Origin of the sequence: Glutamicibacter sp. AOP38-B1-38, from assembly GCF_052377485.1 — a bacterium.
Lineage (GTDB): Bacteria > Actinomycetota > Actinomycetes > Actinomycetales > Micrococcaceae > Glutamicibacter.
This window is the reverse complement of record NZ_JBQSWU010000048.1, coordinates 1-15,031: the sequence shown is the minus strand read 5'-3', so window position 1 is coordinate 15,031 and position 15,031 is coordinate 1. Positions and strand designations below refer to the sequence as shown.

The following is a 15,031-nucleotide window of genomic DNA, read 5'->3' as shown; positions in this document are numbered from 1 at the left end:
CTTGGGCAGAACATGCCAAGTTGAAAGAGGTTGAGCTCAGAGTCGAGGGTAAGTCAGTCGACGCTGCAGACGGCGTACACGTCGAAGTGGGGGCCATATCTCATATCGCAAGACCGCATCGCCGTGCATTCTTTAATCGAGATCTTCTTGGAAAGTTGGCAACTGACAAGAGTGCAGCAAAGCGAGTCGTCGGCATTCCAGTCGATGAGGATCATGAAAAGGAAGATATTTATGTCACGTTGGTCGACGGCGAGCGACAAAAGAAATTTTTAGTTGATGGCGGGGGCGCTCCAAGCTTTCGGTTGGTACTCAACGAAGACAATACCGAGCAGCTAATTGTGGACGACCTGGTGGCAAAGTGCGTTGAGCAGTTATCTGAAATTGCGGGAATAACCGGCAAAATAAATTGGGAGCCGCGCTGGAGCGATAGTCTAGGAGCAAAACATGGGGAAGCTGTCCCTCTGGCGAATTCCTAGAGATCATTTTCTAACACTCAGGAACGGGCAAACGGGAAAGATTCATGTCCCGGATTATTTGATGCAACTGGGAATACCCGTGGCTTTAAGTGCTATCGCTTGGTTTCTAGACTTCAGGTTGGTAAAAGTAGACAACGCTGTTGCTGGGATTTCTATAGTTTCCGGACTTTTATTCGCTGTTGCGGTGTTCCTCTTCCAGCTACGAACCTCCTTGCCCAATAATCCTCTAATCATCGATGCCGATTTGGAACTACTGGATGAGATAATGTTCAACTGTCTATGGGCAATGCTTTGGGGGCTGCTACTGGTCTTCTTCCTAGTGATTGTTGGATCTACCGAGTGGGTCGGAGCTCCTGCAAACCTCGATCCCAGTGAAGAGACGATAATTCGTATTATCTCGTGCTTCTCCATTGCTGCGGGGGGCCATCTGCTAATGGTCCTCACCATGTGCCTCAAGAGAATCCATCGAGCTTATGAGCGTATTGCTATGGGACGAAACTAGATCTGCCTGATGCCTATTTGAGGATAGAACACACGCCAGCAGCTAGTTTCGGTGTAGAGCGCGACGTTCATCTGAAACCTCACGATGTGCGGCAGGAACAAATAAAGTCTTTTCTACTTGACATAATCATAATTATCGGCCTAAAAATTAATCAATAGATAATGTAAATAGTGTTGCTCCATAAGCTGTTTGCATAGCGTGTTAACCGGGGGCAGTCTTCATTTTGCCGCTTCCCTCCGAGGACCCCGGTCCCGCCGTAGCAAGCAAATGCGTTAGCGAATAAAATGATAGCTTGCATTTTCCGTGCGCCGACCCATTGACAGCTGTGGACCTGCTGACTAATGTCAGTAACATGCCACATGCGATGTGCTTCAAAAGGGTCATGACCCTACTGTTGCAAATACGAGAATTCTTCGTATCTCTCATCATCCACAACATGTGTAAGCGCACTGATGAATTGAGATTAGATAAATGAGCCCGAGGTATGAGAACCCACATATTGTGTATGTGGATGCGAATGAATCGAGCTCATCGTTGTTTCAAAAGCTCGGGCTCTTTGAACGTTTACGCTCCATAGGTACTTTAAGAGTCCATGAAGGCACTCCAGAGTCGGCAGCAGATTTCGTTTCCGTCGTTGGCGCAGCTCAGGTGATCATCCTGGGAGGAACCTTGCCTGATGAAGTTCTGGTCAAAGCACCTCATCTGCGCCTTGTGGCCTATGTTGGGCAGGGTGCATCGAATTTCGTCAATCTTCCTCTGGCTCAGAAAAAGGGTATCGAGGTCGCTGTCACACCTGACTATGGAAATTCGGCGGTTGCCGAACATGTGATCGCGCTGCTTTTTTCAGTGGCTCGGAGGACAGCTGAAGGTGACAGGCATGTACGAACCGGCCGTTGGCGCCCTTTCCCTTCAGGGATGGAGATCGCCGGAAAAACGGCTGGAATCATCGGTTACGGTGGAATCGGAGCACATGTAGCCAAGCTTCTGCGCGCTCTAGGAATGAACGTCCTGATTTGGAACAGATCGCCGGTAACTAACGCCGAGGCGAATGTTGAGTTGACGCCCTTGCCAGAAATTTTTGATCAATGCGATGTAGTCAGTTTGCATTTAGCTTTGAATGCTCAGACCCACGGCATCATCACCGCCGACATGCTGGACAGATTACGTCCCGGAGCAATATTGCTCAACACAGCACGCGCGGAACTTATTGAAGACTTCGCGCTCGAGGACAAATTAGAGAAAGGTCATCTGTCGGCCGGCCTTGACGTGTTCAGACAGGAACCCCCAGAGAGCAATGATCGTCTTCTCCAGCTAGGGAACGTAGTGCTGACACCACACCAGGGGTACAACACACCCCAGGCTTTTTCTGCTTTGGCCACAGGGGTGGTCGAAAACATCGAAAACTTCTTGAATGGAAAAGACTTCCACAGGGCCTCATCTTGAGCACCACCGATCTCATGACAAACAGCCACCGTATATGGAGAAACTGAATGCAATACGACAACTTCATTAACGGCAAATGGGTTCCTGGGGAATATCAAGCAAACGTTAATCCCTCGGAGACGACCGACGTTATTGGTTACTACGCACAAGCAACAAGTAGCGATACAGATCGAGCAATTCAGGCTGCATGCAATGTTAAGCACGAATGGGGCGAGACCCTAGCGCAAAATAGGAGCGAAGTACTCACCCATATCGGTGAGGAAATATTAAAGCAAAAAAATGAGCTTGGGAAGTGCATTGCCCGCGAAGAAGGAAAGCTAGTCACCGAAGGAGTCGGTGAAGCCGAGCGAGCGGGCCGAACTTTCCTCTACTATGCTCACCAATTGCAGCAAGCTACTGGTGAGATGTTCTTATCTTCACGAGAACGGACATCAATTCATACGGTGAGGAAACCCGTTGGAACCGTGGGAATTATTACCCCATGGAACTTCCCTCTTGCCATCCCCGCTTGGAAAATTGCCCCTGCTCTCGCCTTCGGCAACACGGTGGTGTTCAAGCCCGCTACCCTAGTTCCGGCATCGGCATGGAACCTAGCAAAAATAATCTCCGAAACCAATCTTCCTCACGGTGCTTTCAACTTAGTCATGGGCTCGGGAAGAGCCGTTGGCGATCGCATTTCGAAGTCGAAATCAATAGATGCCGTGAGCTTCACAGGATCGGGTGAAACAGGGAAACAGATCATCCAAGACTGTATCAATATCGGCAATAAAAAAGTCCAAACCGAAATGGGAGGAAAAAACAGTCTAGTCATTTTAGACGATGCTGATATCCCAACGGCGGTGGAAGCCGTTATCGATGGTGCCTACTACTCTGCCGGTCAACGTTGCACGGCAACAAGCAGGGTCATCGTGACGAAGGGGATCATTGAAGAAGTCAAGACATGCCTTGTAAATCGGATTGCTGAGCTCACCGTCGGTCATGCTCTGGACTCGACCGCCGACCTCGGCCCGCTCGCCAGTGAAAATCAACTGTCAAACGTACTGGAGTACGTAAAGATCGGGGTGAATGAAGGAGCAGAAATTCTATCGGGAGGCGCTGCTTTTGATGCGTCAACCCCAGGGTTCTTCATGCAGCCAACGCTATTTACAGGTGGTCGATCGGATATGAGGATCAACCAGGAAGAAATCTTCGGACCCGTTGCCTGCCTTATTGAAGTGGACGGAATCGATGAGGCCATTGAGACAGCTAATGACACAGATTACGGACTATGCGCAGGGATTATTAGTGAGTCACCGCAGTCAGTCAACAAATTCCTACGCGAAGTCGACGCGGGCATGCTGCACGTCAACCGTTCCACAGCCTTGACCGAGCTTAACGTGCCTTTCGGTGGCACGAAGTCGTCGAGTTTCGGTCCTCATGAACAAGGCGCGGCCGCCCGCGAGTTCTACACCACTTCTTCCACGGTATACACCACGACCACCTCTTAACATCGAAGACAGGACGGCAAAACCACATGAGCCATGTAACACAAACAGAGCTGCGTAAGCGACTTTCCCGGGTCCTCTCCGAACTCTACGGTGAGGAGGTCCCCGCATACAACATGTTGGTAGATGTAGCGCAGGAAGTAAACCAGGATTACCAACGCCAGCACCCAGAACAAGCTGAGTTGTTTGGAAGTCTAGAACGAGTAACGGCCGAGCGACACGGGGCCATTCGAGTAGGAAGTCCGGAGGAACTATCTCAAGCGGCCAGGATTTTCGGCGCGGTTGGAATGTACTCGGTCAACTTCTATGATCTTCGTGATGCGAAGCCAAAGCCTATTCCCGTGGTTTCAACGGCTTTCCGCCCCATCGACCGACACGAGCTCGCCGAGAACCCCTTCAGAGTCTTCACCTCCATGTTGGTCCCCGAAGATCGTAGATTCTTTACGTTGGAGCTGGAACAGAGACTTAAGGAGTACATCTCCCAAAGGACCTTGTTTTCCGATGAATTGTTAGCCTTAGCCGATTTATCTGTGGAAGGAAATGGTCTACCTGAAGAGCAAGCCCAACGTTTCCTGGCTCTCGCGGCTTCCGCATTTGCCTTGTCTTCTGAACCAGTCGATCGAAAATGGTACGAAGAACTTGAAAGTATTTCCAGCGTCGCAGCGGATATTGGAGGTGTCTCCACAACCCATATCAATCATCTGACACCCCGCGTACTCAACATAGACGAGCTCTATTCTCGAATGGAAGCTCGAGGAATCAGCATGATCGATTCCATCCAGGGCCCTCCAAAATGTGAGGGGCCAGATGTGTTACTTCGGCAAACCTCTTTCCGTGCTCTTTCGGAGCCTCGTATGTTCAAAGAGGCCGACGGCTCAGTATGCGAAGGTGCGCTTCAAGTCAGGTTTGGTGAAGTTGAGGCTAGAGGTATAGCTCTCACTCCCACCGGGCGTGCCGTTTACGATTCAAGTATGGCTGAGGTAGATGCCGAATCGGCTCAAAGCAGACGAGATCGTGCCGACGTCGCTCAAGAAATCTGGGCACAGCGGTTCCCTCGAACTGAAGCTGAATTCCTTCAAAAGGACCTTGGGTACTTTACTTTCGAGCTCGTATCGGAGAGACCTGCCTCAGACATGCCATCTCAGTTGATCGATATGGTCTCAGAGGGCCATATTCGTATTGAACCAATTGTCTACGAAGACTTCCTCCCCCAATCAGCTGCCGGCATCTTTGCCTCAAATCTCTCAGGTGATGGCAACGTCCGCGACGCACAGGGCGACGCTCCCCGGGACGCTGCTTGGATGTCCGATCGAATCGGGACACCAGTATTAGATTCCTTTGAAATCTACGCCCAGGAACGTGCATCATCACTGGCTAGAGTCTGCCAACAACTTGGAATACAGCCAGAAGACCTGACCCTCCCCTGGATGTAGTCGTAGCCCTTTAGCATCACCCAAGTTCTGACCACACCAGAATACGCACCTCACATCACGTCTCCACAAACTGAGAGATCAATAATGTCTATAACTAAACTTCCGCTCGTTGCTTTGATGGAGTCGATCCACCCCATGGGAATTGAACTTCTCATGAAGCATTGCGAACTTGAGCATATGCCGTCGGCAGAAAATGATGAGTACGAAAAAATCCTCGGCAAAGCCGATGCTGTCATCATCCGGAGCACACTCTTTACCGAAGAAATGATGAAAAAGGCCCCCAACCTAAAGGTTATCGGCCGACACGGAGCGGGTACAGACAACATAGACCTAACAGCAGCGAAGAATCTCGGAATTAAAGTCGTCACCACGCCACAGGCTAATACCGCATCAGTCGCGGAGTATGTCATTACTGTTGCGCTTATGCTGCTCAAGCGAATTCCTGAAGTCAGCACTTCGCTCAGACAGGGCGCTTTCTCCTCCAATGCAGGGTCACTACCTGGCCAAGTCGATCGCGCCAGCCTTACTGGCCGGGAAGCAAATGGAACCAGACTTGGACTCATTGGAGCCGGGGCCATTGGAGCGGCCGTTGCACGACTAGCCAATCATCTGGGAATGCATGTCGCCGCTTATGATCCCTACCTCGATAAGACCAAGGAGCGACCGTTCGAATTGGTGGATGACTTAAACCAGTTGTTATCTCGCTCAGACATCGTCAGTCTGCATGTGCCTGGCGGGCCAGACAGTCATCATCTGATTGGCCGTAGCGAGCTAGAGATGATGCCACCTGGCGCTATCCTGATTAATGCTGCTAGGGGTGAACTAGTAGATCAGGAAGCTTTGATTTCGGTTTTGGAGTCGGGTCATTTGGCCGGAGCTGCTATCGATGTCTATGCAACCGAGCCACCAGATCCAAATTCACGTCTCTTCTGCGCTCCAAACCTGATCCTGACCCCTCATATGGCAGCCATGACCGAAGAAGCTCTCCAACGAATGGCAACGCAAGTCACCACCCAAGTAATTCAAGAGTTAGGTCAAATGCAGAGCATGCCGCGCTAAATCACTCTCACTGGGTTGGGGCCGACCCGGTGAGCGTTCTTGGATTACTTCCTATCCCATCAGTTGATAAGTCGTTCCCAAAGCTCATCGGGGTCAAGCTTTGAATTGTTGCGTTTCACCGCATCAGCAAGGAGCACTCTCCCCGTCGTTCGCAAGTGAGCACTCATGGCCCGCCCTGCTTCTAGTGCGTTTCCTGCACAGATGGCATCGACGATCGGCTTATGTTCCACAAGAACGGCGCCTAAATCTCTGGACCCCTTAATAGTCGAAGCCCCAACCAGGCGCATCGCATCGCGAAGAGTCTCAATCACGCGTTCAGCATAGCTATTGTCCGCAAGCTTCAGAATCACTCCATGTAGGAGTTGATCCTCATTCATGAACAGAGGCTCATCATTATTTAGGGCGGCTCTTTCCATTGATAAATAGACCGCCTGAAGTGAGTTCTCCACGTCGTTTCCGATGTTGAGGGCTGCCCGTTCGGCGGCAGGAACTTCCAGCGCGATACGCACTGAAATCATCTCCGCAAGTTCCTTTGGCCCAGGCAACACCACCCTAAAGCCCTTATTTCGCTCGAAATTAACGATCCCCGTTTCCGCAAGCCGCAGCAACGCATCACGAACGGGACTCCTAGAAACCCCCAGATCCTCTGCCAAACGATATACGGAATACAGCTCACCTGGTATCAGCGTTCCTGTACGGATCCCCTCGCGCACCGCTTTCAGGGTGCGGTCGGTCAAAGTAACCTGCTGGGTATTTATTGGCTGCAAAGATGAAGTTGCCGCAGTCATGGAACCTCCTAGTAGTCGTCCCTAATAGGTATGCTACACGTAACATGCAGGCTTTGGTTGGTTATTCATAATTGTCAATCTACACTTCTTGCGGTCAAGAGCTCACGAGCCCTCGACCCCTTAACTACGTTCCGAAAGTCATTTTTACTGACTCATTTCATTTTTAGGAACAAGCATGTATTGTGATCCGTATCATGTAACATGCGACACATCCCCTTTGGAGGATAAACGATGAAAAACATTCGCAAAAGCTCTCAGATGCTTGTAAGTATCGTTGCGATTGGGATGCTGGCTCTAACTGGATGTAGCGATCCTGAAGCAGCATTGTCTAAGAATTCCGGTGAGGAATCACAAACACGACCGACTGCTGAATTCAATCAGGAAGCAGCCGACCTTCTTCCTGCCGATGTGAAGAATAAAGGCACTCTTGAAGTCGCCACCACTATGGGAATGGCGCCATTAGGCTACCCAGATCAGAATACAGGTGAAGTCGTTGGCCTGAACCCTGATCTCATGGCGCAAATCGGGGAAGTACTAGGCCTCAAGGTCACCGTCAAAGCAGCCTCGATGGATCAGATCATTCCGGGCATACAGGCAGGACGCTATGATGCGACTGCCTCCAATATGGCCATCACTGACGACAGAATCAAAGTTCTCGACTTCGTTCAGTACTACTTCGCGAACAGCTCCCTTGCCCAGCCCAAGGGGAACCCCAAGGACATTACCGCTGACACACTCTGCGGTAAGTCCGTCGGATTAGAAGTTGGTTCGTTCCAGTTCACTGAAGTCATGCCCGTGAAATCCAAAGCATGTGAGAAATCCGGCGATGCACCTATTGATGTCCAAGGATTTCCGGACCAGCAGAAGGCGCTCTCTGCCCTCGACAGTGGTCGGGTTGATGCAATGGCCGGCGATACGCCCATTCTGCTCTACGCCGCTAACCTCAACGACAAAATTGAAGTTGGAGATGCGCTCACAGATGGTTCTATCCTCGGTATCGGAATCAAAAAAGATTCACCGCTGACTGAGGCGCTAGCCGCCGCCATGAACAATCTGATCGACTCTGGCGTATACAAGCAAACAATGGAAATGTATGGTGTCGAAAATCTTGCCATCGACCACGCTGAAATCAAAAAATAGGAGAAGGTGACAATAGCCAGTGCCATCACAATTAGATCCTGTCACTGCCCCGGCCCCGGCCCCGGCAGTAGTGGTTCCCAGAAACATCAAACAGATTATACTTTCTGCCATTGTCATTATTTTGGCGCTGGTTATTCTCTTATCCATCTTTGGTAATGAACGCTTTGGCTGGCAGGTCATCGGCGCTTACCTGTTCAGCACCATCATTCTTACTGGTATTGCGAACACTTTACTGTTGACCTTCTTATGCATGATTGCAGGCACCCTTCTCGGCGCCGTGATAGCGCTTATGAAGCTTTCATCGAGCCCCCCGCTGCAGTGGATAGCTACCGTATATACCTGGATTTTTCGTGGAGTACCTCTGCTGGTGCTGCTACTCTTCTTCTTCAACCTGGCAGCACTCTTCCCCCAATTGGAACTGGGAATTCCAGGTTCAGCACCTCTGATCACTTTGAACGCCAATGAGATCATCAGTCCTTTCATGGCGGCATTCCTGGCCTTGTCATTGCATGAGAGTGCTTATATGGCGGAAATCATCCGATCAGGCATTGCTGCCGTTGCCAAGGGACAGAGCGAAGCTGCTCACGCACTTGGAATGAAACCCCTCAAAGTGATCCAACGCATCATTTTCCCGCAGGCCATGCGTCTGATCGTGCCTCCCACAGCAAACCAAGTCATTACTATGCTCAAAAGTACTTCGCTGGTGAGCGTCCTTGCACTTAGCGATCTTCTCTACTCGGCACAGATCGTATACTCGCAAAACTATCAAGTCATCCCACTTCTCGCCGTGGCGACCATTTGGTATCTCATACTCGTCTCCATTCTCACGTGGATACAAAGCCGCGTCGAGCGAGTATTTAACCGTGGATATGGAGAAAAAGGAAAAAGACGCAAAAAAATAAGTCCATCTCCTTCCAACACATCTAAAAACCCATCAGCCATTGCGGAAGAGGACGCTCATGTCTGAAGTTATCAAGTCTGAAACTGTCATTGAGCTCAAACGAATCACCAAATCGTTTGCAACCAAGAATTTTGAGCGACTGGTTGTACTGGACGATATGTCTCTAGACATCAAACGTGGTGAAGTTTTATGCGTTATAGGCCCTTCTGGTTCCGGTAAGAGCACCATGCTTCGCTGCATCAACCGCCTAGAAACACTTGATTCGGGAGAAATTCGGGTGTTAGGCGAGTATGTCGGCTATAAAGAAGTCAACGGCTCGATGGAGCTGCTCAGTGAGAAAGCCACGGCCCGGCAACGCCAAAGACTGGGGATGGTGTTCCAGCAGTTCAATCTATTTCCGCATTTGACCGTCTTGCAGAACATCATCGAAGCACCAACAGTGGTTAACCGCGTATCACGGAAAGACGCGACGAAAGTTGCTCTTGAACTACTTGAAAAAGTAGGTCTCTCTAGTAAAGCTGACGCTTACCCAGGGGAGCTATCAGGTGGACAACAACAACGAGTTGCTATTGCCCGCGCACTCGCCATGAACCCCGAGGTTATGTTGTTCGATGAACCAACTTCGGCTCTCGATCCAGAGTTAGTCGGTGAAGTACTTCGAGTTATGACGGACCTGGCGCAAGCCGGCATGACAATGATTGTGGTTACCCACGAAATGCAGTTCGCCCGGGAAGTAGCAGATCGAGTAGTAATCATGGATAAGGCCAAGATCATCGAAGACGGCACCCCCGAAGAAGTCTTTGAGAACCCGAAAAACCCCAGAACACGCGAGTTCCTCGCCCGGGTCTCCGGAATAAATGAAAAATCGTGACAGTAATTATCTGACCTCACCCACACATCGTTGAAACCTTAACGCAAGGATCCACAAGGGCTATGCGTTAAAAATCACTGGAGTATTTAAATGGACGGAAAAATCGCAGTTATCGGGTTGGGAACCATCGGAAGCATGATTCTTTGGCGCACTTCGCTGCGGACTGAAGGAGTCGTCGGGTTCGAACAGTTTCATCCGGCGTCGGATAACACGGCAGTAGGTGGCGATACCAGAATGTTCCGTATGGCCTATCGGGAAGGCGCTGAATACAGTGCTCTTCTCGCCGAATCCGAAAAATTATGGAAAGAATTAAGTAGCATCAGTGGGCAGACCGTTCTAGACCAAAACAATGGGGCAATAACAATAGGAACCGACCACGGTGACTATGTTGAGCAGTTCACCAAAAGTGCCTCACAGACCGAAATTCCTTTTGATCGACTGGCCCATGATCGGCTGGAACAGACCTATCCGCAGCACCGTCTACTGCCATCAGACATTGGATTTTTCGATCCGCGCGGTGGACTGCTCAGGACAGATTTGGCAGTACTTAGCGCTATTGAACAGGCTAAGATCAACGGCGCAACTGTGCATTCCTCCGCTCAGATTGAGCGGATCATCCCTCATGAGACGTATGTTGAAATCGAAGTTGATGGTAAACGGCTGTCATTTGAAAAGGTAGTCATTGCCGCAGGAGCTTGGTCCCAAAATTTGATACCCGAACGCTATTCCAAGTGGTTGAAGTCAGGCCGTATCCTTTTGACCTGGTATGCAAGCAGGAACCCGAAGGAATTCTCAGCAGATACTTTCCCCGCTTTCATGCGAGATTCAGAGGGACTGCATATGTGGGGTGCTCCCGCCATCGATGGCAGTACCGTGAAGTTGGGAGGCATCGTTCCCCCACAAGAAATCCTGCGAATTTCAGAGATGGATCGGGACCTATCACCTGAAGAAATCGATAGGTGCAATAAAGCTGTAGAAGAGTTCCTACCGGGCTTATTTCCCACATGTGTAAGGTCAAAAGCCTATCCCGATCTTTATTCGATGGACAATAATCCGCTCATCGGGTGGCTCGATGAAATGCCTGGGGTTTATCTGGCTACAGGGTTTTCCGGCAAGGGTTTCAAAATGGCTGCGGGGGTTGGCGAGGCCGTTGCCAAGGAACTTTCGCTCGACGAGCAAAACCCAGACATCGCATTTGCAAACCCGGAGAGATTCCACGAACGAGAATCTTCTAGTCGCGATTGGGAACGGCTAAGCAGAGCATCAGGCGCTTAATTGCTACTAAATCGGCTATGAAACGGCGTACAGAACTCCAAAATGCATACGGGGGCAGTCTTAAAGGTGCACTGATCATGATTCAGGAGACATTCTTTTTGACGGTGTCTTCTTGAACAGGTCATTTGCCCCGTTGGAGGTTCCGTTTAGGAACGATTACGTATAGATTTCTCGTCTATTTTCCGATACCTGGGTCCGAAATACCATCTGAGAACTTCAATACCAACCTAGATGGGGCGATGGACCAGGTGAACAACCACATAATAATTTCCATCACCGCACAACACCAGATCGTGAGCAGTATCCATGGATAAAGTTTTATCAGACTCGTTCAGCATCCTGCCGTCAGGAACGATCCATGATCTGCTGCGAACTGATATGACCACGCGAGCAGCTTACGTTTCAGATGCGTCGATTTATCGCCGTGTCCCTGCTGCTGTCCTTGAAGTGCGAAATGTGGAAGACATCCGGCAAGCCGTTGTTCTGGCCAACGAAAAGGGCTGGCCAATCACCATGCGCGGTGGTGGCACATCGGTAGCCGGTAATAGCATCGGTGAAGGGTTAGTGATCGATACTTCTCGGTATTTTAATCAGATTTTGTCGATTGACCCTGAATCTCGCACAGCACGAGTCCAACCAGGTGTTATTTGCGACCAGCTGCGTGATGCGGCAGAAGAATTTGGGTTAACCTACGGCCCAGACCCCTCGACTCATAGCCGTTGCACCGTTGGAGGAATGGTTGCCAATAATGCCTGCGGTTCACATTCATTGGTTTGGGGAACGGCCGCGGAAAATGTTGAGTCGGTTACTCTGATGCTGGCTGATGGGCGAGAAGTTGTCTTCGGGGCCAGCGGCACTGACGACCCGTCTATCAATGCTTCGCTGTTGGCGCTTCGTGACAAATATTTGAAGACGCTGCGGACCGAATTAGGACAGTTTCCTAGACAAGTCTCAGGATACGGACTGCATTATTTGCTCCCGGAGAACGGTTTTGACGTCGCCAAGACTTTAGCGGGCAGCGAAGGGACGTGTGGCATCATCACTGAGATCACAGTGAAGCTGGTTGAACGTCCTCGAGCTACCGCGCTAGCCGTGCTGGCATTCGACACGGTCTTCGATGCTGCCGAAGCTGCTGCTCTTGTCCGGGGCACCGGCATGACAACAGCTGAAGGCATGGGTTATGACCTGCTTGAAGCGTTGCGTTCGAGGCCAGGCCAAGAATCCGCGGGTTCCGAGCTGCCCGGGATTAATCGTCTTGATGGTAAAGACGATGCCGGTGGGTGGCTTTTTTGCGAAGCGATCGGGAATACGACGGAGCATGCGCAACTGAACGCCGAGAAATTCGTGGCAACGGTGAGCGCAGCTACGCAGTCGATCGTGGTCACAAAAAATGAACAGATCAAGGCGTTGTGGGGAATTAGAGAAGCCGCTGCTGGCATAGTCACTAGGTTGCCCGACGGAGGTGAAGCTTGGCCTTCTTGGGAAGACTCGGCAGTACCTCCTAAACATTTAGCAGACTATCTGCGCGATCTTTACGCTTTGATGGATCGGCATGGTCTACGCGGCATCCCGTTCGGACACTTTGGTGAGGGATGCGTACACATTCGGTTGTCCTTCACACTTAGCAGTGAAGTTGGGCTTTTCGCATTCCGTTCTTTTATGGAGGAAGCAGCCGACATCATTGCGCGTTACGGCGGTTCTGTATCTGGAGAACATGGCGATGGCCGGGCTCGATCTGAGCTTTTGTCACGTATATATAGTGCCGAGGCACTGGAATCGTTCCGCGTCTTCAAGAACATTCTTGACCCGGGAGGAATCTTCAACCCCGGGATTCTGGTAGATCCAGAAAGCGTAGACGACCGAGTCCGCCCGGGACCAGGCCAACGAAATTTTGAACTGCTTCCCCTACATGTACTGAGCCGCGATGGAGGCTCATTGGTAAATGCGGTCAACCGCTGCGTCGGAGTGGGGGCATGCCGGTCCGAGGAAGGAGCCATGTGCCCCTCATTTCAAGCCACCGGGAATGAAGTCGACTCGACACGAGGGCGCGCTCGGGTGCTCTCGGAAATGTTCCGCGGTGAGTCTTTACCACAGGCGTATCGGTCCACTGAGGTAAAGGATGCTCTGGATCTTTGCCTTTCCTGCAAAGCGTGTGCTTCCGAGTGCCCGGTCAATGTAGACATGGCTACCTATAAATCCGAGTTTCTGTATAGGTTCTACCAAAAGCGGCTACGCCCCATGGCCCACTACACTATGGGATGGCTACCGGCGCTCACCCAGATCCTGCATCTGATCCCCGGTGCGGCTCGGGCTACTAACAGACTGATGGGGTTCAAAACGGTTGAAACCCTGGTGAAGAAGCTCGGTGGGATCGAACCCACCAGAACTATGATCTCTTTTTCCCCCGAATCTCTCCAAACCTGGTTCAAAAAGCGCAACAGTACCGCCACGCCAGACGATAAAACCGTAGTCCTATGGCCCGACTCCTTCAATAACCACCTGGACACCTCACCTGGCAAGGCCGCTGTCGAAGTGCTCGAAGCTCTTGGATACACGGTAATTATTCCTGATGGATTCGTGTGTTGTGGGTTGACGTGGCACTCCACTGGACAGCTAGACGTCGCTCGAAAGGTTATCCGGCACACCCTGAAAGTCATGGAACCGCTGCTAAATTCTGGCTATGAGGTTATCGGGTTAGAACCCTCATGCACCGTGATGCTGGGGAGCGAAATCACAGAGCTAGTTCCGGATGACCCACGTGCCATGAGGCTCTCAGCAGCCGTGGTACCTTTCGGAGATTTGATCGCCCGTCACCTGTCAGCGGATGGGAAGCCCGATAAGGATTGGCCCTTTGGCATACTGAACACCGGTGCGGTGTCCCAAGTTCATTGTCATGAACGTTCGATGGGCGAGCATTCTGGGACAGCGAAAGTACTGGAAGCCTTGGGTATCGACGAACGTGAAATTGAAACCGGATGTTGTGGGCTAGCCGGGAACTGGGGATTCGAACCAGGCCACGCCGAGCTCTCTCGGTCTCTTGGAGAGCGCGAGCTTTTTCCTGCTATCCGTAAGCGAGCCGATGAAGATCTCGTACTCTCCGATGGTTTCTCCTGCCGCACACAGATATCCGAGGGGACCGATGCCAAAGGTATGCATTTAGCCCAGGTGCTCGCTGCTGCACTCTTAGACCCTTTATCCCGATAAATAAAGCCCCTGGAATTAGGTTCCGTCAACAGTGACCTGAATCTACCTTATCCTGAGATTAGCCAGTGGCTTAGTTTTGCAATTACATTTACCCTGCGTAGTTGGCTGAATGCCCAGAGCTAGAGAAGAGCTAGGATACTTGTTCTCCGGCGCAATTTTGAAACACACCATAGTGAATATTTGACTCTTTGAGAGCCACCGATATTGCGATTCAGAGCCGCCACGTCGAGATGACGTTATTGTCTTTCAGAGCCACCCAATATTCTCTCTCAGAGCCACCCTGTATAAACTCCTCCCACCACGCAACAGCCTGCGTGGTGAAAGGAGCCATTTTCAATGGTACGAAAGATCAAAGCGAAGCGAATACTCCAGCTTCGCGCCGAGGGCTTGTCAGGACGCACCATCGCGTCCACCCAAGGCATTTCCCGCAATAGTGTCGCAGAAGTCCTCAACGC

12 protein-coding genes are annotated in these 15,031 nt (G+C 51.0%); 11 read left to right on the top strand and 1 reads right to left on the bottom strand.

Annotated features, from left to right (window positions below; genetic code table 11):
- From ACT3TP_RS17970 to ACT3TP_RS17945, 6 genes are all read left to right on the top strand, one after another.
- A partial coding sequence (locus ACT3TP_RS17970; RefSeq protein ID WP_444621216.1) for a hypothetical protein occupies positions 1-476 on the top strand: 476 nt, incomplete at its 5' end.
- Positions 445-978 (top strand): hypothetical protein, encoded by a 534-nt coding sequence (locus ACT3TP_RS17965; RefSeq protein WP_443441312.1) that lies wholly within the window; start codon positions 445-447, stop codon positions 976-978. The genes ACT3TP_RS17970 and ACT3TP_RS17965, both read left to right, overlap by 32 nt.
- Positions 979-1,485: 507 nt before the next feature.
- Positions 1,486-2,421, top strand: a complete 936-nt coding sequence (locus tag ACT3TP_RS17960) for a 2-hydroxyacid dehydrogenase (protein WP_444621215.1) — start codon at positions 1,486-1,488, stop codon at positions 2,419-2,421.
- Between the two features lie 47 nt (positions 2,422-2,468).
- The gene (locus ACT3TP_RS17955) at positions 2,469-3,908 is read left to right on the top strand and encodes an aldehyde dehydrogenase family protein (protein WP_444621214.1); all 1,440 of its coding nucleotides are present in this window, start codon (positions 2,469-2,471) and stop codon (positions 3,906-3,908) included.
- A 26-nt stretch (positions 3,909-3,934) separates the two neighbouring features.
- Positions 3,935-5,338, top strand: a complete 1,404-nt coding sequence (gene hglS, locus ACT3TP_RS17950) for a 2-oxoadipate dioxygenase/decarboxylase (RefSeq protein ID WP_443439026.1) — start codon at positions 3,935-3,937, stop codon at positions 5,336-5,338.
- A gap of 84 nt (positions 5,339-5,422) precedes the next feature.
- A complete protein-coding gene (locus ACT3TP_RS17945) occupies positions 5,423-6,397 on the top strand; it encodes a hydroxyacid dehydrogenase (protein WP_443439028.1) in 975 nt (324 codons plus the stop codon).
- Positions 6,398-6,456: 59 nt separating this feature from the next.
- Here the strand turns inward: ACT3TP_RS17945 and ACT3TP_RS17940 are convergent, their stop codons facing one another.
- Positions 6,457-7,185, bottom strand: a complete 729-nt coding sequence (locus ACT3TP_RS17940; RefSeq protein WP_444621213.1) for a GntR family transcriptional regulator — start codon at positions 7,183-7,185, stop codon at positions 6,457-6,459.
- A gap of 231 nt (positions 7,186-7,416) precedes the next feature.
- On the opposite strand from ACT3TP_RS17940, the gene ACT3TP_RS17935 reads away from it, so the two are divergent.
- The 5 genes from ACT3TP_RS17935 (at position 7,417) to ACT3TP_RS17915 (ending at position 14,576) form a co-directional block, all read left to right on the top strand.
- Positions 7,417-8,325 carry an ABC transporter substrate-binding protein gene (locus ACT3TP_RS17935; RefSeq protein ID WP_443452123.1) on the top strand — a complete coding sequence of 303 codons (909 nt, stop codon included), beginning with the start codon at positions 7,417-7,419 and terminating at the stop codon, positions 8,323-8,325.
- Positions 8,326-8,344: 19 nt separating this feature from the next.
- Positions 8,345-9,292 (top strand): amino acid ABC transporter permease, encoded by a 948-nt coding sequence (locus ACT3TP_RS17930; RefSeq protein WP_443452125.1) that lies wholly within the window; start codon positions 8,345-8,347, stop codon positions 9,290-9,292.
- Positions 9,285-10,097, top strand: a complete 813-nt coding sequence (locus ACT3TP_RS17925) for an amino acid ABC transporter ATP-binding protein (protein ID WP_443439035.1) — start codon at positions 9,285-9,287, stop codon at positions 10,095-10,097. Before ACT3TP_RS17930 ends, ACT3TP_RS17925 begins: the two co-directional genes overlap by 8 nt.
- 90 nt (positions 10,098-10,187) lie before the next feature.
- Positions 10,188-11,372 (top strand): FAD-dependent oxidoreductase, encoded by a 1,185-nt coding sequence (locus tag ACT3TP_RS17920; RefSeq protein WP_443439037.1) that lies wholly within the window; start codon positions 10,188-10,190, stop codon positions 11,370-11,372.
- Between the two features lie 306 nt (positions 11,373-11,678).
- A complete protein-coding gene (locus ACT3TP_RS17915; RefSeq protein WP_444621212.1) occupies positions 11,679-14,576 on the top strand; it encodes an FAD-binding and (Fe-S)-binding domain-containing protein in 2,898 nt (965 codons plus the stop codon).
- The last annotated feature ends 455 nt before the right edge of the window (positions 14,577-15,031 follow it).

What these genes read in the sequence shown, in the direction of transcription:
- ACT3TP_RS17955 (WP_444621214.1), top strand. Translation starts at nt 2,469, where the DNA reads ATGCAATACGACAACTTCATTAACGGCAAATGGGTTCCTGGGGAATAT.
- ACT3TP_RS17945 (WP_443439028.1), top strand. Translation starts at nt 5,423, where the DNA reads ATGTCTATAACTAAACTTCCGCTCGTTGCTTTGATGGAGTCGATCCAC.
- ACT3TP_RS17940 (WP_444621213.1), bottom strand. Translation starts at nt 7,185, where the DNA reads ATGACTGCGGCAACTTCATCTTTGCAGCCAATAAATACCCAGCAGGTT.
- ACT3TP_RS17920 (WP_443439037.1), top strand. Translation starts at nt 10,188, where the DNA reads ATGGACGGAAAAATCGCAGTTATCGGGTTGGGAACCATCGGAAGCATG.
- ACT3TP_RS17935 (WP_443452123.1), top strand. Translation starts at nt 7,417, where the DNA reads ATGAAAAACATTCGCAAAAGCTCTCAGATGCTTGTAAGTATCGTTGCG.
- hglS (WP_443439026.1), top strand. Translation starts at nt 3,935, where the DNA reads ATGAGCCATGTAACACAAACAGAGCTGCGTAAGCGACTTTCCCGGGTC.
- ACT3TP_RS17915 (WP_444621212.1), top strand. Translation starts at nt 11,679, where the DNA reads ATGGATAAAGTTTTATCAGACTCGTTCAGCATCCTGCCGTCAGGAACG.
- ACT3TP_RS17925 (WP_443439035.1), top strand. Translation starts at nt 9,285, where the DNA reads ATGTCTGAAGTTATCAAGTCTGAAACTGTCATTGAGCTCAAACGAATC.
- ACT3TP_RS17965 (WP_443441312.1), top strand. Translation starts at nt 445, where the DNA reads ATGGGGAAGCTGTCCCTCTGGCGAATTCCTAGAGATCATTTTCTAACA.